Genomic DNA, 17,752 nt, shown 5'->3' with positions numbered 1-17,752 from the left:
CGCCTTGCTCGCTCCCGCCGGTCGCGCCCGGCGCGTCTGCCGACGACGACGTTCCAGCGGCCGAGACGCTCCAGGAGGTGCTGACGCTCATCGGCGCCGGCCAGGGGACCTTCGTCGTCGGCGAGCACGTCACTCGCTTCTACGCCCGTCCCGACGTGGTCTATGTCCCGCTCCGGGACGCGCCGCCGCTGCACTGGGGTCCGGTGTGGCCGACCGCGCGCGAGACCGCGCGACTCCGAGCCTTCGTCGCGGCCGCAGTCGAGTCCGCCCAGGCCGCGGCCTGACGGCGCGAGATGCCTCCCGAGCGCACTATCGTCGTCGTGCTCACCGGTCCGAGCTCCGCGGGCAAGACCAGCCTGGCCCGGGAGATCCAGCGCCAGTCACAGATTCCGCTCGCCCATATCGAGGCGGACCGGATGTTCCCGTCGATGCCGCCGGAGGTACACCGGTCGATCGTCGACGGTCTGGGTCTCGAGCGGCGTCCGTGCTCAAGCAGCTCGGACCGGTTTTCGGGGGTTAAGTCCCGCCCCTAAAAGACCTTGCCCCGCCACCCACGCGGCCCTTACCGTCAATGCGCAAGGTCAACCCCTGAACCAGGAGCCACCCATGTTGCGGACGCACACCAGCGAGTCGAAGCGGTCCATGCCGCTCCGCCGGGTCGTGCTGCCCGCGTGCGTCGGGCGCGGCCTTGATGACCGGTGGAACCCCCAGACGCTGGGCAGGTGGCGCGGCTAGCGCCCCGCGGAAGACGCGGAAGCCGCCCACCCGGCCAAGGGGTAGGGCGGCTTCTTTCGTATCCGAATCACCACAGCAAGCCAGCGCAGCACGACCGGCCGTGCACCGGCGTCGTAACCCGGAGGATCCGGTTCGGCGGGGGCGCCCGGTTCGAGCCCGGGCGGGTCCACCAAGCCCCGTCAGCTCGATCGACCACAGGAGGCACCGTCATGACGTACACCCCGCTGCCCGGCACCCGGGCGCCGGTGCGGGTCTGGACCGACCCGTACGGCATCGAGCCGCAGGCCGCCCAGCAGCTGCGCAACATTGGCGCGCTGCCGTGGGTGCAGGGCGTGGCCGTCATGCCCGATGTGCATTTCGGCAAGGGCGCCACCGTGGGCTCCGTGATCGCCATGCGGCAGGCCGTCTCGCCGGCCGCGGTGGGCGTGGACATCGGCTGCGGCATGTCGGCGGTGCGTACCTCCCTCACCGCCGACGACCTGCCCGACGATCTGGCCGCGCTGCGCCGGCGGATCGAGGACGCCATCCCGGTCGGGTTCGCCCAGCGGGCCAGCGCCGTCGATCCCCGCCGGGTACGCGGCCTCGAGCAGGCCGGCTGGGACGCCTTCTGGCGCCGGTTCGCCGACCTGCACGTCGGGGTGGCGAAGCTTTCCGGCCGGGCGCAGAACCAGCTGGGCACCCTCGGCGGCGGCAACCACTTCATCGAGGTGTGCCTCGAGCAGGGTGGCCCCGACGCCGGGCGGGTGTGGCTGATGCTGCACTCCGGCTCCCGCAACATCGGCAAGGAGCTGGCCGAGCGGCACATCGCGGCCGCCCGCGCCCTGCCGCACAACACGGACCTGCCCGACCGGGACCTGGCGGTGTTCCTCGCCGGCACGCCGGAGATGGACGCCTACCGGCGGGACCTGTGGTGGGCGCAGGAGTACGCGCGGCGCAACCGGGCGGTCATGCTCGCCGTGCTCTGCAACGTGCTGCGCGAGCAGCTGCCGCAGGTGACCTACGACGAGCCGATCTCCTGCCACCACAACTACGTGGCGGAGGAGACCTACGACGGGGTGGAGGTCCTGGTCACCCGCAAGGGCGCGATCCGGGCCGGCCGCGGTGACCTGGGCATCATCCCCGGCTCGATGGGCACCGGGTCGTACATCGTGCGCGGCCGGGGCAACCCCGACGCGTACTGCTCGGCGTCGCACGGCGCCGGCCGGCGGATGTCCCGCGGCCAGGCCAAGCGCACCTTCGACACCGACGACTTGGCGGCGCAGACCGCCGGGGTCGAGTGCCGCAAGGACGCCGGCGTGGTCGACGAGATCCCCGCCGCGTACAAGGACATCACCGAGGTCATGAAGCAGCAGGACGACCTGGTCGAGGTGGTTGCGCACCTCAAGCAGGTCGTCTGCGTGAAGGGATAGCCGGTCGGCGCCCGGGATGCCACCACCACCTCAGCCGGGTGGTGGTGGCATCCCGGCGGTACTCGGTGATACCGTGTAGCGGTACTCGGTGGTACGAGGTACCGGGGCAAGCCGAATAGGGAGCCGCGATGGACGACCTGACCGAGATGCTGAAGGGCACGCTCGAGGGCTGCGTGCTTCAGATCATCGCCGGCGAGGAGACCTACGGGTACGCCATCACGCGTCGGCTCAACGAACTCGGCTTCACCGACGTCACCGAAGGCACGGTGTACACCATCCTGCTGCGGCTGGAACGCAACGGGCTCGTGCAGGTGACGAGACGACCATCCGAGGTCGGCCCGCCGCGCAAGTTCTACGCCCTCAACGACGCCGGGCGTCGGGAACTCGCGGCCTTCTGGGCGAAATGGCAGTACGTCTCGGCTCGCATCGACAAGCTCAAGGAGGGCGGGAGATGAGCTTCTGGGACACCATCACCGGCGCCGATCTCAGCAGGGAATGGCAGGCGTTCGACGTCCGGGCGGAGGCATTGCCGGCCGACTACCGGGCGGCGTGGGAACAGATCAAGAGCCACCTCTTTCCGTACGCGGGCTTCACGGGTCGGAATCTGACGCCGATCCTCGACGCCGCGCTGGGACTGCTCGAAGAGGCGGCGGCGGACGGGCAGCGCCTGCCCGAGGTGCTCGGCGACGACATCCCGGGCTTCTGTGCGGCCCTGGCCGGTGGAGAGGGTGCGCGGACCTATCGCGATCGGTGGCGTGAGCAGTTGAACAGAAACGTCGCCAGAAAACTTGGCCGGCTGGGAGGCTGACGTGGGCATCCAGGACATCATCGAGGGCAAGAAGCAGTGGCGGGCGCACGTGGCGCGGGTCAAGGCGCTTCCGCCGGACTACCGGATCGTCTACCAGGAGATGCAGCGGTACCTGTTCAAGGTGGGACCGGTCGACCTGGCCGGCGGCGGGCTGCTTCCCGGAATCGTCGACTTCTTCGAGGAAGGCGCCGCGGCCGGAAAGGGAGTCCTGGAACTCGTCGGCGCCGACGTGGCCGCCTTCTGCGACGGCCTGATCTCAGACTCGCGCACCTACGCCGAGATCTACCAGGAATCCATCCACCACAACCCCGGCGCGGACCGGAAGTAACCCAACGCGCCATAGCCGCCAGCCAACCGGCAACCGACTAGGTGCGGTCACTCGGCGAGGGTGGCCAGGATCTGCTCGCCGTACTTCGCCAGCTTGTTCTCCCCCACCCCGTTGACCCGGGACAGCTCGGCCAGCGTGGCCGGCGGGTCGGCGGCGATCTGCCGCAGCGTCGCGTCGTGGAACACCACGTACGCCGGGACACCCTGCTCCTTGGCGGTGGCGGCCCGCCAGGCCCGGAGCCGCTCGAACAGCGGCTCGGCGCCGGCCGGCAGCTCGACGGCCGGGGTGCCCGCGGACCGGGCCTTCGCGGCCCGGGAGGAGGACGCCGGCCGCTCGGGCTCGCGGCGCATCGACACGGTACGACTGCGGCTCAGCACCTCGGCGCTGGCCGGGGTGAGCACCAGCGTGCCGTAGTCGCCCTCGACCGCGAGCAGTCCCTGGGCGAGCAGTTGCCGCACCACGCCCCGCCATTCGGACTCGGACAGCTCGCCACCGATGCCGAACACGGTGAGCGAGTCGTGGTCGTACTGCTTGACCTTGTCGGTGTGCCGGCCGAGCAGGATGTCGATGCACTGCCCGGCGCCGAACTTCTGGTTGCGTTCGCGTTGCAACCGCAGCACGGTCGACAGCAGTTTCTGCGCGGGGACGGTGCCGTCCCAGGACTCCGGCGGGGTGAGGCAGGTGTCGCAGTTGCCGCACGGCGAGCCGTCCTGGCCGAAGTAGCGCAGCAGCCGCACCCGGCGGCAGTCGACGGTCTCGCAGAGGGCGAGCATGGCGTCCAGGTGGGCGGCGAGCACCCGCCGGCGGGCCAGGTCGCCGTCGGACGACTCGATCATCTTGCGCTGCTGGACGACGTCCTGGAGGCCGTAGGCCAGCCAGGCGGTGGACGGCAGCCCGTCCCGGCCGGCGCGGCCGGTCTCCTGGTAGTAGCCCTCGACGGACTTGGGCAGGTCGAGGTGGGCCACGAAGCGTACGTCCGGCTTGTCGATGCCCATCCCGAAGGCGATGGTGGCCACCATCACCAGGCCGTCCTCGCGCAGGAATCGTTGCTGGTTGGCGGCGCGGGTAGCCGCGTCCAGACCCGCGTGGTAAGGCAGGGCGGTGATGCCGTTGCGCACCAGGAACTCGGCGGTCTTGTCCACCGACGCCCGGGACAGGCAGTAGACGATGCCGGCGTCCCCGGGGTGCTCGGTGCGCAGCAGGTCGAGCAGCTGTTTGCGCGGCTCCCGCTTCGGCACGATGCGGTATTGAATATTGGGCCGGTCGAAGCTGGCCACGAAGTGCCGGGCCGCCGTCAGGTCCAGCCGGGTGGCGATCTCGGCGGCGGTCGCGGTGGTCGCCGTCGCGGTCAGGGCGATCCGCGGTACGTCCGGCCAGCGCTCGTGCAGCATCGACAGCGCGAGATAGTCGGGGCGGAAATCGTGCCCCCACTGCGCCACACAGTGCGCCTCGTCGATGGCGAACAGCCCGATCGTGCCCCGGTCGAGCAGGTTGACGGTCGACCGGCTGCCCAGCGCCTCGGGCGCGAGGTAGAGCAGGTCGAGCTCGCCGGCCACGAACGCCGCCTCGACCCGGCGCCGTTCGGTCAGGTCCTGCGTCGAGTTGAGGAAGCCGGCCCGCGCCCCGACCGCGGTCAACGCGTCCACCTGGTCCTGCATGAGCGCGATCAACGGTGAGACGACGACGGCCACGCCGGGCCGCACCAGCGCGGGGATCTGGTAGCACAGCGACTTGCCCCCACCGGTGGGCATCAGCACGAGGGCATCCCCACCGGCCACGACGTGCTCGATGATCTCCCGCTGCTCGCCCCGGAAGGCGTCGTAGCCGAAGACCCGCCGGAGCACCGCCAGGGGCGGCTCGGTCTGCGCGTCGACGAGGGAGTCCATCCGTCGAAGTCTACGGAGCCCGCCGACAGTTCCCGGGCGTGGTCGATCCGCACTGGGTCGTGTCATGCTGCACGGATCCGAGGGGAGGATGACGATGGCTGCTGGCGACGCCGTACAGGTGCGGCCGGCGCGACGGTCGCTGCGACCGCTGGCGTCCGGTGCGACCCTGGTCACGGTCCTCGTGCTGCTGTTCGGGCTGCCCTGGTGGACGTTGATGGTCGCGGCGCGCTGGCCGGCGCCGGTGGTGGCGGCCGGCACGGCGGTGTTTGTCGTGGCGCTGGCCGCGTTTCCCGCGCTGATGGTTCTCGGGCACGGCCGCCGGCGGCTGGACGCGGCGGCTCGCGCCGGGGACACCCTCCTCGGGCTGGTCTGGATCCTCTTCGTGTGGGCGCTGCTCGGCAACGTGGCCCGGCTCGCGCTGGCGGCCGCGGGCGTGGCCGATCCGGTCCGGTCCCGGGCCGTGGCGATCGGCGCGGCGGCCGTCTCGGTCGTCCTGGCCATCTGGGGGTACGCGGAGGCCATGCGAGTGCCCCGGGTCCGGCGGGTGGACGTGACCGTCGACCGGCTCGGCGCGGGTCTCGACGGGGTCCGGGTGGCGCTGCTGACCGACACCCACTACGGCCCGATCGACCGGGCCGGCTGGTCGGCCCGCACGATCGAGGTGGTCAACGGGTTGGCCCCGGACATCGTCTGCCACACCGGCGACATCGCCGACGGCACGGTCGACCAGCGCCGGGAGCAGGCCGCGCCGCTCGGTGCCGTCCGGGCCCGGCTGGCCCGGGTGTACGTGACGGGCAATCACGAGTACTACGGCGAGGCGCAGGGCTGGGTCGACCACATGCGGGTCCTCGGCTGGGAGCCGCTGCACAACCGGCACGTCGTGGTGGAGCGGGACGGCGCCCGGCTCATCGTGGCGGGCGTCGACGACGCGACCGCGGCGTCGTCCGGGGTGGCCGGCCACCGGGCCGACCACACCGCGGCGCTGGCCGGCGCCGACCCGGGGCTGCCCGTGCTGCTGCTGGCCCACCAGCCGAAGCAGATCGGCGCCGCGGTGGCGGCCGGCGTGGACCTGCAACTGTCCGGGCACACCCACGGCGGTCAGATGTGGCCGTTCCACTACCTGGTCCGGATCGACCAGCCGGTCGTGCAGGGCCTCAGCCGGCACGGCCGGACCCAGCTCTACACGAGCCGGGGCACTGGTTTCTGGGGGCCGCCGTTCCGGATCTTCGCGCCGAGCGAGATCACCCTGCTCACCCTGCGGGCGGGGTAGCCCCTTTCGAGGTCGCGGGGAGTGCCGGGGTCGTGGCGAGGTACGGAACCGGTAGCGACGAGTCCCGCACCACCGCGGCCACCTGGGAGAGAAAACCTGATGGAGTACGTGAAGCTGGGCGCCACCGGCCTGGACGTGTCCCGGATCTGCCTGGGCTGCATGAGCTACGGCGAGCCGGACCGGGGCAATCACGAGTGGTCCCTGGACGAGGCGGCCAGCCGGCCGTTCCTCAAGCGGGCGCTGGACGCCGGGATCAACTTCTTCGACACCGCCAACGTCTACTCGGCCGGCAGCAGCGAGGAGATCGTCGGGCGGGCGCTTCACGAGTACGCCAACCGCGACGAGATCGTGCTGGCCACCAAGGTGCACGGCCGGATGCGACTGGGCCCGAACGGCGCCGGGCTGTCCCGCAAGGCGATCATGACCGAGATCGACCACAGCCTGCGCCGGCTGGGCACCGACTACGTCGACCTCTATCAGATCCACCGGTGGGATCCGGCCGTTCCGATCGAGGAGACCGTCGAGGCGCTGCACGACGTGGTCAAGGCCGGCAAGGCGCGGTACGTCGGCGCCTCGTCGATGTACGCCTGGCAGTTCGCGAAGGCGCTGCGCGTGGCCGACCTGGGCGGCTGGACCCGGTTCGCCACCATGCAGAACCACTACAACCTGTTCTACCGCGAGGAGGAGCGGGAGATGCTGCCGCTCTGCGCGGACGAGGGGATCGGCGTCATCCCGTGGAGTCCGCTGGCGCGCGGCCGGCTGACCCGCGACTGGGACGCCACCACGGCGCGCAGCGGGACCGACCAGTTCGGCAGGACGCTCTATCAGGACGGCGACCGGGTCATCGTCGATCAGGTCGCGAAGGTGGCCGAACAGCGCGGGGTGTCCCGGGCCCAGGTGGCGCTGGCCTGGGTGTCCCGGCACCCGGCGGTGGTGGCCCCGATCGTGGGAGCCACCAGGCCCGAGCACCTGGACGACGCCGTCGCCTCGCTGGACATCGAGTTGACCGACGAGGAGGTCGCGCTGCTCGAGGAGCCGTACACTCCGCGCCCCATCCAGGGCCACTGAACTCGCGGCTCAGCTCACGCAGGCCGGCGTCCCGGGTCCCAGCTTCGCGGTGTCCACGTACCCCCACTGACCGGTCCGTTCCAGCCGGCCGTAGTGGCGGCCGGTGTACGGGGCGGCGTTGGGCCTGGTCACGTAGAAGACGTCGGCCGTGTTGGTCGTCGCGATGATCCGGTGCTCGGCGTCGAGCAGGTTGCCCGCCCGGTCGATCCGGTGCCGGGTGGCGGTCTGGCACGAGCCCGGCCGAGATGACGCGGTCCGGTGCGCGGCCATGGTCCAGCCGACGCCGCCCGCCCCCAGACAGGCGGCGACCAGAACGCCCGCGATGACCAACCGGCGGCGGCCGGGGCCGGCGCGGGCGCCGGTGCCGGCGCCGCTGCCGGGCGAAGTCCCGCGGCCCGGGTCCGCTTTGCCCGGCGGGTCCGCCGCGTTCAGCCGACCCCACCGGGCCGCCCATTCCGCCCGGTCCCCGTCGCACGCCTGCACGATCTTCAGTACGAGGTCACGCCTGGGCCAGCGGCCGACGCGGAGCGCGTCCGCAACGGTGCTCTTGGGCTCGCCCACCCGGCCGGCCAGGGGACGAATGGTGAAGCCGGCCGCTCTGACCAGCCGCGACAGGTCGGCGACGAAATCCTCGCGCCGGTCCGGCGTCGAAGACGGGTTCCCCTCGGACATCGCGCTCCTCTCGCTGCCCCGGCAACCCGCCGCCACCGGGGTGACCGGGCTTGTCCGGGACCGTCCGAGAGCCTAGCCGGACGCCTCGCCGGACACGTAGATCTGTCGATGCCCGGCATGGCGCCGGGGCAGTGGAGACAGGGGAGGTACCCCATGTACCGGAGCATCCGAATTCTTGCCGGGCTGACCATCGGGGCGGTGACGGCCGCGCTCGCGGTCGCGTCACCCGCCTCGGCCAAGCCGGTCTACACCCACGGCACCGATCTCAGGGCGGAGAGCTGCACCGCGCACGCGAACTACCCCAAGGGGGGCGTGCCGGACCGGACCTGGGCGATCCACCGGACCCACAACCCCAAGCGCCCCCCGGTCGGCGTCCGGTACACCCGCGGCTCGTACGCGATGGTGCTGGACCACACCAACGCCGGTGAGACGCACTGGGTGTTCGTGGCCCGCTCCTGCCTGAAGGACCCGTACGCCTACAGCGGGACCACCCGGCTCGGCAACCTGCGGGCCGTCGGCGGCAGCGGGGCGGTGAAGGCGGTCCCGACGTCCGCCGCCCACCAGGGAAAGCGGCGGGTCAAGACGATTCACCTGACATCGGTCGGCACCCTCCGCAGCGCGCCCCAGTCGTTCGCGATCGGCAACCTGCGGGGCGGCGACCGCTTCGAGATCACGACCGCGACCTGCGGGCACCACTCCGCGAAGGCGTGGATCCTCGGCTACGCGCCGGCCGCCGGCCGCTGGGGCTATGTGGAGGCCCTGCACCTGCCCGCGTGCCGGTGACCGGACGTACCGCGTCGGGCGTGGTCGGACACGTACCGTTTCGGCCGGTGTCCGGACGTGCCGTGTCGGCCGTTGGTTGCCGGTGGCGGGCGGCGACCGCTAACTGAGCGGCCGGCTCCCGGAGGTGCCGCGGCCAGCCGGTCGCGGCGCCCCCGACGGCGCCGGCAGCCCCGAGCCATCGACGATCCATGACCACCTAAGCGCCGATGACGACCGGGCGGCGCGGGTCGGGTCGGCGCGGTCAGGTCGGCTCAGGCGAAGCTGAGGTCGCCGCCCCGAGCCCGCTTGAGCTCGGAGAACGCGCGGCACCCGGCAAGCAGGCGAGCGCCGTCGAAGACGCGCAGCGCCTCGGCACCGCGGGGGATCGAGGTGAGCACCGGTCCGAAGAAGGCCACGTCGTCGACGACGATCGTCGGGGTGCCGAGTTCCTCACCCACGAGCTGCTGGGCGCGGGCGGTGCTCGCCCGCATCTCCGGGTCGACGTCGCTGCGGTGCGCGGCATCGGCCAGGTCGGCCGGCAGGCCCGCCTCGGCCAGCGCCGCCGGGATGACCACGTCGAAGTCCTTGTTGCCGCCGTCGTGGATCCGGCGGCCGAGCGCCGGGTAGAGCCGGGCGAGAGCGGCGGGGCCATGTTGGCTGGCCGCCGCCACGCACACCCGCGCCGGTCCCCAGGCCCGGTCGTTGAAGGCGCGGTACCAGGGCTCCAGCTCGCGATGCTCGTTGATAACGGCGAGGCTCAGCACCTCGTACCGCAGGGTGATGGGACGCAGCCGCGCCACCTCCATGAGCCAGCGCGACGTGATCCAGGCGAACGGGCAGGACGGGTCCACGTACGCCGTCACCAGCGGCGTGGGCGCCGCCGTGAGCTTATCTTCCATGGAAGATAAACTAGCTTCCGTGGAAGGTAAGCTGCAAACCGTGTCCCAGGACCACGATCACCTCGCCGAGATTGTCGCGCAGTGGCGTCGCGAGCGGCCCGACCTCGACCCGAGCCCGCTGCTGATCGTCGGTCGGATCCAGCGCCTGGCCGACGTGCTCGACGCGGTCCTGCGGCCGCCGTTCGCCGCGGCGGAACTCGGCAACGGCGAGTTCGACGTGCTGGCGGCGCTCCGCCGGGAGGGGGAGCCGTACACGCTCACGGCCGGTCAGCTGAGCCAGCGGATGCTCGTCACCACAGGGGCGGTGACCAAGCGGGTGGACCGGCTGATCGCCCGCGGTCTGGTGTCGCGCTCGGTGGCCGACGCCGACGCGCGGGGCCGGCTCGTGGGGCTGACGCCGGCCGGGGTGACGATGACGGACCGGCTCATCGAGGAACATCTGGCCAACGAAGCGGCCATCCTCCGTGAGCTGACCGACGGCGATCGCCGGACGCTCGAGCGACTGCTGGCCACGTTGCTCCGTACCGCCGGCCCCTGAAGCCTGCTCACCACTGCGAGTCGCGCAGGGCGACGTCGTTGCTGGCTTCGATCAACGCCCGATCCCCCTCGACCTGTTCGGCGGATCGGTGGCGCAGATCGGCTCCGTACGCCTGGGTCGCTTCCCGCCGACCTGCCCGGCCGCTCGGCTGGTGCGGCGCGGCGGGAGGGGTGAGCCCGGCGAGCCGGCACAGGGCGGCGAAGCCGTCGTCGGTGCCCGGCCAGTGCGCGCGGACGGCGCCGAGGCCGGCGCGGCGGACGGTGGAGCGCAGGGCGACGATGACGATGATGGCGTCGTCGGCATAGCCGAGCACGGGAATGAAGTCGGGGATCAGGTCGATCGGGATGGCGAGGTAGGCCAGCAACAGGCCGAGGCGTATCCGGACGGCCCGCGGCAGGGTGCGGTCCGCGGCCAGGCGGCGGAGCAGCCGCAGCAGGTCCGGGAGCAGGCGTACGGCCTCGCGCAGGTGCGCCGTGGTCGGCCTGGCGACCAGGAGCGCGACCACCAGGGCGACCCAGACGGCCAGGAGGCCGATCCCGACGCCGATCAGGGCCTGTGCCCACCACGGCATGCCGCCGCCTCCCCTCCGCGACCGCGCGGCGTCCCGTCCCCGCGGTGATTCCGCCGTCAGCCTGCCACGCTGTCGCCGGTCAGGCCACGCCTGAGCGCCGCAGGAGACCCCAGGCGATCAACTCGACGGTGACCGCTATCGCGATCGCCTCCACCGCGAGCAGCGCGATGAGGATGAGGACCTGGGTCGCGCCCGCCTGGACCGGGCTTCCGCCGCCCAGCACCACCCCGACGAACGCGCCGGGCAGCGTCACCAGCCCGACCGTACGGGTCTGGTCGAGCGCGGGGATCAGCGCCTGCCCGGCGACCGGCCGGCACACCTCCAACACCGCGTCGCGTTCGGTGAACCCGAGCGCGAGGCCGGCCTCGTACTCGCCGTGCCGGGTGCGGAGCTCGTCCAACGCCCGCCGTCCGGCCAGACTGGTGGCGGTCATCGCCCCGCCGATCAGGATGCCGGCGGTCGGCAGCACGGCCAACGGGGTCAGCGGGAACACCCGGCTGGCCAGCAGCAGCCCCAGCGCGGGCAGCACTCCGAGTCCCACCGGCGCGGCGACCGCCCACCGGACGCCCGTGGCGCCGATCCGGCGGGCCGAGGTGACCGTGGCCACCACGTACATCACGACGATGAAGGCGCAGGTGCTCCACCAGGAGGCCAGGACCGCCACGATGATCAGCGACACCGCGCCGAGCTGCAGCACGGCGCGCGCGGCCGCGCCGACCACCGGCAGGCCCGGCCCGAGCCGCGCCCACCACATCACCGCGGCCGCCAGCCCGGTCAACGCCACCAGGACCCCCAGCAGGGTTGGACCGATGCTGATCGACGTGCCGCTCACCGACGTATTCTCGCCGGTCGCGGGCTGCCGCACCGTGCCGGCCTCCGGCCACCCCGTCACCCGGGTGCCTTCGCGGGCTGCGGCGCCGTCGGCGGCGGTCCCGGGGCCGACGCGCTGGGCCCAGTGGAGGGCGAACGCCGACGTCTTCGGGCGGGTGGATCGCGCGCCAAGCAAACAGGGGCGGGCCCGACCGCACGGTCGGGCCCGCCGCTTGCGGTCACATTCCTAGCGTTGCAGGGTGAGCAGGCCGGGTCGCCACGGCAGCAGGTTGTAGTCGCCGCCGGCGTTGGGCGCCTTGCCCTGGTAGAGCAGTTGCAGGTTGCACGGGTCGATGGTCATGGTCTGGTCGGGGTTGTTGCGGACCAGGTCACCGTGGCTGATGTCGTTGGTCCAGGTGGCGCCGCTGTTGGCCTTGCCGGCGAACGGGTTGCTCTCGCTGGTCGCGTTCGGCGTCCAGGAACCGCTCAGGCTGCTGGCGGTGTAGGAGCGGAAGTAGCGGCCCTGCGAACCGATCGATTCCACGATCATCAGGTACTGGTTCTGGTTGGCCACCTTGTAGACCTGGACGGCCTCGAAGAGGTTGTTCGTGGAGTCGCTCATGATCGTGGTGTAGTTCGAGCCGAAGCTGCCGGGGAAGTTGCCGATCGGCATGCTGGCCCGGTAGATCTTGCCGTTGTCCCCGGCGAAGAACAGGTACATGTTCTGCCCGTCCCCGATCAGCGTCTGGTCGATCGGCCCGGTGCCGGAGCCGGAGATGCTGCCGGTGAACAGCGGCTGCGCGGCCGACCAGCCGTTGGGGTTGGTCGGGTCGCTGGAGGTCTTGTACATGAACGGGTACTGACCCCACTGGTAGGCCAGCACCCAGATGTTCTTCGGGGCGAAGTAGAACAGCGTCGGCGCCACCGTGCCCTGAGACATGCCGGTCTGCCCGGCCGAGGCCATGTCCGACCAGTTGGTGAACGGGCTGAACGCCATCGACCCGTACGAGCCGGACGAGTTGACGTCCGAGGCGTACACCAGGTGCTTGCCGTTGTAGACCACGTTGGTGAAGTCCTTCACCGACACCCACCCGTTCTTCGGGTTCGCGAGTGAGCCGGTCGAGGTCCACCGGTACGACGACGGCAGCGAGCAGTTGCCCGGCGGGTTGCTCGTCGGCGGGGCGCTGGTGGGCGGCGGGGTCGTCGGCGGCGCGCTGGTCGGCGGCGGCGAGGTCGGACCCGTGGTGGGCGGCGCGCTGGTCGGCACCGGGCTACCCGTGCAGGCCACGCCGTTGAGGGCGAAGCTCGTCGGCGACGGGTTGCTGCTGGTCCAGGACCCGTTGAAGCCGAACGACACCGTGCCGTTGGTCGGCACCGAGCCGTTGTAGCTCACGTTCTTCGCCGTGACCGCCGAACCGCTCTGGGTCAACGTCGTGTTCCACGCCTGCTGCACCGTCTGCCCGGCGCTGAACGACCAGGTCAGCGTCCAGCTGGACAGCGCGTCGCCGAGGTTGGTGATGGTGACGTTGGCGCCGAAGCCGCCCTGCCACTGCGACGACACGGCATAGTTGACCGAACAGCCGGCGGTGGCGGCGGAGGCCGGCAACGCCATGACCGCCGGCAATGCCAGCATCGCGGCGCCGGCCGACACCAGGCCGACCCTCGTCGCTCTGAATCTGCTCATAACGCACCCTTCCTGGGGGACTGGCGGCCTACGCATTCAGGTAGATCGTTGAACCATCCGCCTCGGCGTATGCCGGTGCTTGCGATGGTCGGGCCGTTCGGGCCGACCCGGGTGGAGCGGTCAGCGTTGCAGGGTGAGCAGGCCCGGCCGGTACGGCAGCAGGCCGTAGTCGCCGCCGGAGTTGGTGGCCCGCCCCTGGTAGAGCAGTTGCAGGTTGCACGGGTCGATGGTCATGGTCTGGTCGGGGTTGTTCCGGACCAGATCGCCATGGCTGATGTCGTTGGTCCAGGTGGCGCCGCTGTTGGCCTTGCCGGCGAACGGGTTGCTTTCGCTGGTCGCCTGCGGGGTCCACGAACCGCTCAGGCTGGAGGCCGTGTACGACCGGAAGTAGCGGCCCTGCGAACCGATCGATTCCACGATCATCAGGTACTGGTTCTGGTTACCGACCTTGTAGACCTGGACGGCCTCGAAGAGGTTGTTCGTGGAGTCGCTCATGATGGTGGTGTAGTTCGAGCCGAAGCTGCCCGGGAAATTGCCGATCGGCATGCTCGCCCGGTAGATCTTGCCGTTGTCCCCGGCGAAGAACAGGTACATGTTCTGCCCGTCCCCGATCAGCGTCTGGTCGATCGGGCCGGTGCCGGACCCGGAGATGCTGCCGGTGAACAGGGTCTGCTGCGCCGACCAGCCGTTGGGGTTCGTGGGGTCGGTCGAGGTGCGGTACGAGAAGGCGGTTCCGCCCCACTGGTACGCCAGCACCCAGACGTTCTTCGGAGCGAAGTAGAACAGCGTCGGCGCCACGGTGCCGGAGTTCATCCCGGTCTGCGTGGCGGTTGCCATGTCCGACCAGTTGGCGAAGGGGCTGAAGGCCATCGAACCCCAGCCCGAACCGGTGTTGTGCGTCGTGGCGTACACGATGTGCTTGCCGTTGTAGACCACGTTGGTGAAGTCCTTCAGCGACACCCACCCGGACTTCGGCGTGGCCAGCGGGCCCGTCGAGGTCCACCGGTACGACGAGGGCAGCGAGCAGTTGCCCGGCGGGCTGCTCGGGGGCGGAGAACTGGGCGGCGGGCTGCTCGGTGGCGGGCTGCTCGGCGGCGGGGAACTCGGCGGCGGGGTCGTCGGCCCCGTGGTGGGCGGGGCGCTGCTGGGCACCGGGCTGCCGGTGCAGGTCACGCCGTTCAGGGCGAAGGTCGTGGGCGACGGGTTGCTGCTGGTCCAGGACCCGTTGAAGCCGAACGACACCGAGCCGTTGGTCGGGATCGAGCCGTTGTAGCTCACGTTCTTCGCGGTGACCGCGGAACCGCTCTGGGTCAGCGCGGTGTTCCAGAACTGCGTCACCGTCTGCCCGGCGCTGTACGACCAGGTCAGCGTCCAGCTGGACACCGCGTCGCCGAGATTGGTGACGGTGACGTTGGCGCCGAAGCCGCCCTGCCACTGCGACGACACGGCATAGTCCACCGCACATCCCGTGGTGGCGGCGCCGGCCGGCAGCGCCACCGTGACGCCGGCCGACGCCAGCAGCATGACGCCGGCCGGCACCAGAAAGACATTGCTCGCTCTGAATCTGGCCATGAAGCACCCTCCCGACGGCACAACAGCCGTGCGCATTGTCGAAGATCGCTGGATGTGAGCGTTAACAAGAGTGTCAGGTATGTTACGGGAGCGCTCCCACATCTTCAATACATAGCCATCGATCGCTAGCCGGGCGGTCCGGGCGGCCGAGCGCTCCTCGGCAGCGCCGGCGGCTCGCTCAGCGGTCCGCGGCGGCCATGGTCTGCTGGCCGGCCAGCAGGTGGGACACGCCCTCGGCGGTCATCGGATGGGCCAGGTGATAACCCTGGCCCCGGGTGTAACCCAGTTCGCGAAGCACGGCCGCCTGTTCGGCGCTCTCGATTCCCTCGGCGACCGTGTCCAGCCGGAGCGCGTGGGCGAGCTGGATCACCGCCCGAGCCACCGCCCGACGGGCGTCGGCAGCGGCTGGCTGGCCGTCATCGATCTCGATGCCGTCCACGAACGACTTGTCGAGCTTCACGATGGCTGCGGGAAACGCGCGCAGCAGGCTCAGCGAGGATTCGCCGGTGCCGAAGTCGTCCAGGGACAGCCGGATCCCCATCCGATCGAGTTCGAACAGCGTCCGGGAGACCTGCTGACCCCGCAGCACAGCCGATTCGGTCACTTCGAGCACCAGCCGCTCACAGGGCAGGCCGCTGTCGGTGAGCGCTTCCGTCACGTCGGCCACGAAGTCGGGATCATGGAGTTGCCGGGCGGAGACGTTGAGTCCCGCCTCCTCCAGCGCGTCGGCACCGAACTCCGCGGACCAGGCGGCCGCCTGGCGGCAGGTCTCGCGCAGCACGAACCGGCCCAACGGCACGATCAGGCCGGTCCGCTCGGCCGCCGGGATGAACTCGGCCGGCCCGATGACGCCCCGCGTCGGGTGATGCCAGCGCACCAGCGCCTCGACGCCGATCAGCCGGTTGTTGTCGAGCCGGAGGATCGGCTGGTAGACCACCCGGAACTCGTCGTTGTCCAGTCCTCGCCGCAACTCGCCGCCGAGCTGCATGTGCGCCAGCACCGGTTCCCCCATGCCGTCCTCGTACCGCACGAAGCCCGCCTTGCCGCGCTGCTTGGCCGTGTACATCGCCACGTCGGCGTCCCGCAGCACCGAGTCGACGGTGGCGCCGGGCGCGGCCGCCGCGATGCCGATGCTGGCCTGCACCAACAGTCGATGCTCGCTGATCGGGTGGTTGAGCGCCCTCAGCAACCGGCCGGCCAACTCCTCGGGCTCGGCCCCGGCGCCGGTGAGCAGGACCGCGAACTCGTCGCCGGCCACCCGCACCGGCAGGCCGTCCGCGCCGACCTCGGCGCGCAGCAACCCCGCCACGGAGACCAGCAACCGGTCCCCGACGCCATGGCCGAGCAGGTCGTTGACGGTCTTGAAGTCGTCCAGGTCGACCAGCAGCACCGAGGTCCGCGCCGGCGAGGCCAGCGCGACCGCGAGCCGCTGCCGGAACAGTGCCCGGTTGGCCAGGCCGGTGAGCGCGTCGTGGCTGACCTCGTACTGAAGCTTCTCCTCCTGAAGGCGCGTGTTCCGCAGCAGCCGGGCGTTCTCCCGGAACGCGATGAACTGCCGCGCACCGACCAGCACGGTCACCACCACGGCCGCGAGCAGCACAACCCGGACCGGCCGGCTCAGCGGCTCGCCGAACGCCACCGCCACCAGCGGCACATCGACCGCCGCCATGGCCAGATAGGGCAGCAGCATGCCGCCGCGGCCGGTGTCGCGGCGAAGCCCCAGATCGGCCCGCCGCTGCGCCCGGACGCCCAATGCGGTGAGCACCGGGGTCAACGGCATCACGATCGCCTGGGCCGGGATGCCGGCCGCGTACCCGAACCGGGCCGCCAGCACCGCCACGATGCCCGCGGTGAGGCCGCCGCTGGCGGCGATGAGCCGGAGGGCGACCCGGTCGACCGGGCCGTCGCCGACATAGGACACCTTGGTGGCCGCACCGGCCGCCACCAGGAATCCCAGCCCGACCAGCACCATGGCCTGCCGGCTCCATGGCTCGCGGGCGGACAGCATCGGGGCCAGCCCGCCGTACCACAGCACCGTCGCGCAGCCGAGGAACGCGATCGTCCGGTCGAGCGCCATGCGCCACCACTCGACCCCGCCGGTCGGCACGACCGGCACCCGGGCCACCGCCCAGATGGCCACGCCGAACCCGAAGGCCACGCAGGCCGCGGCCGGCACCGGCATGCTGCGGGTACGGGCCTCCGCGGCGTGCGTCAGCATGTCCACCGCCAGCCACCCGTAGCCGATCGTGATCACGCCCGCCGCGACGAGCAGGGCACGCCAGAACCGTCGTGCGACCGGGGCGAGCCGGCCGGCGCGGAGCAGGTGCAGGACGGACGCGGTAGCAAGCGCGCCGCCGACCGGGACGAACGGGTACGCCAGCGCCTCGGTGCCGGCCCCGACGGTGCGGTACGCCGCGTACCATCCGGTGCCGGCCGCGGACACGGCGACCGTCGCCAATACATATCGTCGGGTGACCTGGCAATCCCTCGTACCGGCGACATCGGTCGCGGAACTCACCGCTGACGGAAGCGCCTCTCGCGTCACGGCCTCGACAATAACCGGTAAATTGTGGACGGAGTCTCACCCGAACGTTCGAAATTCACCGATACCTGCACCCGATGCTATCGACGCATCCCATGCACAACGCGCTGACCTGGAATTATCTGTCCTTCATAGCCGGATCCAGGGAAGGGGCTCGCATTGCGTCATCGATCCGAGTTGGCGTCACCGCGGCAGATG

The 17,752-nt window shown here is 71.2% G+C and carries 19 protein-coding genes; 11 read left to right on the top strand and 8 right to left on the bottom strand.

The window, feature by feature from the left end; genetic code table 11:
* Positions 1-77: 77 nt before the first annotated feature.
* The 7 genes from ACFFHU_RS02095 to ACFFHU_RS02065 all read left to right on the top strand — a co-directional run bounded on the left by ACFFHU_RS02095 (position 78) and on the right by ACFFHU_RS02065 (position 3,280).
* Positions 78-284 (top strand): type 2 periplasmic-binding domain-containing protein, encoded by a 207-nt coding sequence (locus ACFFHU_RS02095; RefSeq protein ID WP_377335091.1) that lies wholly within the window; start codon positions 78-80, stop codon positions 282-284.
* A 9-nt stretch (positions 285-293) separates the two neighbouring features.
* Positions 294-533 carry a phosphotransferase-like protein gene (locus tag ACFFHU_RS02090; protein WP_377335089.1) on the top strand — a complete coding sequence of 80 codons (240 nt, stop codon included), beginning with the start codon at positions 294-296 and terminating at the stop codon, positions 531-533.
* 73 nt (positions 534-606) lie between these two features.
* Positions 607-735: a hypothetical protein gene (locus ACFFHU_RS02085; RefSeq protein WP_377335087.1), complete on the top strand. Its 129-nt coding sequence runs from the start codon at positions 607-609 to the stop codon at positions 733-735.
* Between the two features lie 209 nt (positions 736-944).
* Entirely contained in the window at positions 945-2,144 is a 1,200-nt protein-coding gene (locus tag ACFFHU_RS02080; protein WP_377335085.1) for an RtcB family protein, read from the top strand.
* A 128-nt stretch (positions 2,145-2,272) separates the two neighbouring features.
* Complete coding sequence (locus tag ACFFHU_RS02075; protein WP_377335083.1) at positions 2,273-2,599, top strand: PadR family transcriptional regulator; 327 nt, start codon at positions 2,273-2,275, stop codon at positions 2,597-2,599.
* Complete coding sequence (locus ACFFHU_RS02070) at positions 2,596-2,952, top strand: DUF1048 domain-containing protein (RefSeq protein WP_377335081.1); 357 nt, start codon at positions 2,596-2,598, stop codon at positions 2,950-2,952. The genes ACFFHU_RS02075 and ACFFHU_RS02070 overlap by 4 nt, the downstream gene beginning before the upstream one ends.
* Before the next feature lies 1 nt (position 2,953).
* A complete protein-coding gene (locus ACFFHU_RS02065; protein ID WP_377335079.1) occupies positions 2,954-3,280 on the top strand; it encodes a DUF1048 domain-containing protein in 327 nt (108 codons plus the stop codon).
* Between the two features lie 47 nt (positions 3,281-3,327).
* Here ACFFHU_RS02065 and recQ read toward each other — a convergent pair whose 3' ends face one another.
* A complete protein-coding gene (gene recQ / locus ACFFHU_RS02060) occupies positions 3,328-5,166 on the bottom strand; it encodes a DNA helicase RecQ (protein ID WP_377335077.1) in 1,839 nt (612 codons plus the stop codon).
* A 94-nt stretch (positions 5,167-5,260) separates the two neighbouring features.
* On the opposite strand from recQ, the gene ACFFHU_RS02055 reads away from it, so the two are divergent.
* Positions 5,261-6,436: a metallophosphoesterase gene (locus tag ACFFHU_RS02055; protein WP_377335075.1), complete on the top strand. Its 1,176-nt coding sequence runs from the start codon at positions 5,261-5,263 to the stop codon at positions 6,434-6,436.
* A gap of 99 nt (positions 6,437-6,535) precedes the next feature.
* Entirely contained in the window at positions 6,536-7,504 is a 969-nt protein-coding gene (locus ACFFHU_RS02050) for an aldo/keto reductase (protein ID WP_377335073.1), read from the top strand.
* A gap of 9 nt (positions 7,505-7,513) precedes the next feature.
* Here ACFFHU_RS02050 and ACFFHU_RS02045 read toward each other — a convergent pair whose 3' ends face one another.
* Complete coding sequence (locus ACFFHU_RS02045; RefSeq protein WP_377335071.1) at positions 7,514-8,176, bottom strand: hypothetical protein; 663 nt, start codon at positions 8,174-8,176, stop codon at positions 7,514-7,516.
* A 153-nt stretch (positions 8,177-8,329) separates the two neighbouring features.
* Between ACFFHU_RS02045 and ACFFHU_RS02040 the strand changes: the two genes are divergently transcribed.
* The gene (locus tag ACFFHU_RS02040) at positions 8,330-8,959 is read left to right on the top strand and encodes a hypothetical protein (RefSeq protein WP_377335070.1); all 630 of its coding nucleotides are present in this window, start codon (positions 8,330-8,332) and stop codon (positions 8,957-8,959) included.
* A 251-nt stretch (positions 8,960-9,210) separates the two neighbouring features.
* Here ACFFHU_RS02040 and ACFFHU_RS02035 read toward each other — a convergent pair whose 3' ends face one another.
* Positions 9,211-9,837, bottom strand: a complete 627-nt coding sequence (locus tag ACFFHU_RS02035) for a mycothiol-dependent nitroreductase Rv2466c family protein (protein ID WP_377335068.1) — start codon at positions 9,835-9,837, stop codon at positions 9,211-9,213.
* Positions 9,838-9,877: 40 nt separating this feature from the next.
* Between ACFFHU_RS02035 and ACFFHU_RS02030 the strand changes: the two genes are divergently transcribed.
* Entirely contained in the window at positions 9,878-10,375 is a 498-nt protein-coding gene (locus ACFFHU_RS02030; RefSeq protein WP_377335066.1) for a MarR family winged helix-turn-helix transcriptional regulator, read from the top strand.
* 7 nt (positions 10,376-10,382) lie between these two features.
* Here ACFFHU_RS02030 and ACFFHU_RS02025 read toward each other — a convergent pair whose 3' ends face one another.
* The 5 genes from ACFFHU_RS02025 to ACFFHU_RS02005 all read right to left on the bottom strand — a co-directional run bounded on the left by ACFFHU_RS02025 (position 10,383) and on the right by ACFFHU_RS02005 (position 17,470).
* Positions 10,383-10,946, bottom strand: coding sequence for a YkvA family protein (locus ACFFHU_RS02025; RefSeq protein WP_377335064.1), 564 nt, complete (start codon positions 10,944-10,946; stop codon positions 10,383-10,385).
* Between the two features lie 79 nt (positions 10,947-11,025).
* Positions 11,026-11,778, bottom strand: a complete 753-nt coding sequence (locus ACFFHU_RS02020; RefSeq protein ID WP_377335062.1) for an ABC transporter permease — start codon at positions 11,776-11,778, stop codon at positions 11,026-11,028.
* Between the two features lie 225 nt (positions 11,779-12,003).
* Positions 12,004-13,440, bottom strand: coding sequence for a non-reducing end alpha-L-arabinofuranosidase family hydrolase (locus ACFFHU_RS02015; RefSeq protein ID WP_377335060.1), 1,437 nt, complete (start codon positions 13,438-13,440; stop codon positions 12,004-12,006).
* Between the two features lie 120 nt (positions 13,441-13,560).
* On the bottom strand, positions 13,561-15,012 hold the full coding sequence (locus ACFFHU_RS02010) for a non-reducing end alpha-L-arabinofuranosidase family hydrolase (RefSeq protein ID WP_377335058.1): 1,452 nt from the start codon (positions 15,010-15,012) through the stop codon (positions 13,561-13,563).
* A gap of 178 nt (positions 15,013-15,190) precedes the next feature.
* Positions 15,191-17,470, bottom strand: coding sequence for a putative bifunctional diguanylate cyclase/phosphodiesterase (locus tag ACFFHU_RS02005; RefSeq protein ID WP_377335056.1), 2,280 nt, complete (start codon positions 17,468-17,470; stop codon positions 15,191-15,193).
* Between the last annotated feature and the right edge of the window lie 282 nt (positions 17,471-17,752).

It is taken from the genome of Plantactinospora siamensis, from assembly GCF_042434095.1.
Lineage (GTDB): Bacteria > Actinomycetota > Actinomycetes > Mycobacteriales > Micromonosporaceae > KBS50.
The sequence above is the reverse complement of the archived record's forward strand: the minus strand, read 5'-3'. Positions and strand labels throughout refer to the sequence as shown.

What these genes read in the sequence shown, in the direction of transcription:
- ACFFHU_RS02090 (WP_377335089.1), top strand. Translation starts at nt 294, where the DNA reads ATGCCTCCCGAGCGCACTATCGTCGTCGTGCTCACCGGTCCGAGCTCC.
- ACFFHU_RS02085 (WP_377335087.1), top strand. Translation starts at nt 607, where the DNA reads ATGTTGCGGACGCACACCAGCGAGTCGAAGCGGTCCATGCCGCTCCGC.
- ACFFHU_RS02080 (WP_377335085.1), top strand. Translation starts at nt 945, where the DNA reads ATGACGTACACCCCGCTGCCCGGCACCCGGGCGCCGGTGCGGGTCTGG.
- ACFFHU_RS02075 (WP_377335083.1), top strand. Translation starts at nt 2,273, where the DNA reads ATGGACGACCTGACCGAGATGCTGAAGGGCACGCTCGAGGGCTGCGTG.
- ACFFHU_RS02070 (WP_377335081.1), top strand. Translation starts at nt 2,596, where the DNA reads ATGAGCTTCTGGGACACCATCACCGGCGCCGATCTCAGCAGGGAATGG.
- recQ (WP_377335077.1), bottom strand. Translation starts at nt 5,166, where the DNA reads ATGGACTCCCTCGTCGACGCGCAGACCGAGCCGCCCCTGGCGGTGCTC.
- ACFFHU_RS02055 (WP_377335075.1), top strand. Translation starts at nt 5,261, where the DNA reads ATGGCTGCTGGCGACGCCGTACAGGTGCGGCCGGCGCGACGGTCGCTG.
- ACFFHU_RS02050 (WP_377335073.1), top strand. Translation starts at nt 6,536, where the DNA reads ATGGAGTACGTGAAGCTGGGCGCCACCGGCCTGGACGTGTCCCGGATC.
- ACFFHU_RS02045 (WP_377335071.1), bottom strand. Translation starts at nt 8,176, where the DNA reads ATGTCCGAGGGGAACCCGTCTTCGACGCCGGACCGGCGCGAGGATTTC.
- ACFFHU_RS02040 (WP_377335070.1), top strand. Translation starts at nt 8,330, where the DNA reads ATGTACCGGAGCATCCGAATTCTTGCCGGGCTGACCATCGGGGCGGTG.
- ACFFHU_RS02035 (WP_377335068.1), bottom strand. Translation starts at nt 9,837, where the DNA reads ATGGAAGATAAGCTCACGGCGGCGCCCACGCCGCTGGTGACGGCGTAC.
- ACFFHU_RS02025 (WP_377335064.1), bottom strand. Translation starts at nt 10,946, where the DNA reads ATGCCGTGGTGGGCACAGGCCCTGATCGGCGTCGGGATCGGCCTCCTG.
- ACFFHU_RS02015 (WP_377335060.1), bottom strand. Translation starts at nt 13,440, where the DNA reads ATGAGCAGATTCAGAGCGACGAGGGTCGGCCTGGTGTCGGCCGGCGCC.
- ACFFHU_RS02010 (WP_377335058.1), bottom strand. Translation starts at nt 15,012, where the DNA reads ATGGCCAGATTCAGAGCGAGCAATGTCTTTCTGGTGCCGGCCGGCGTC.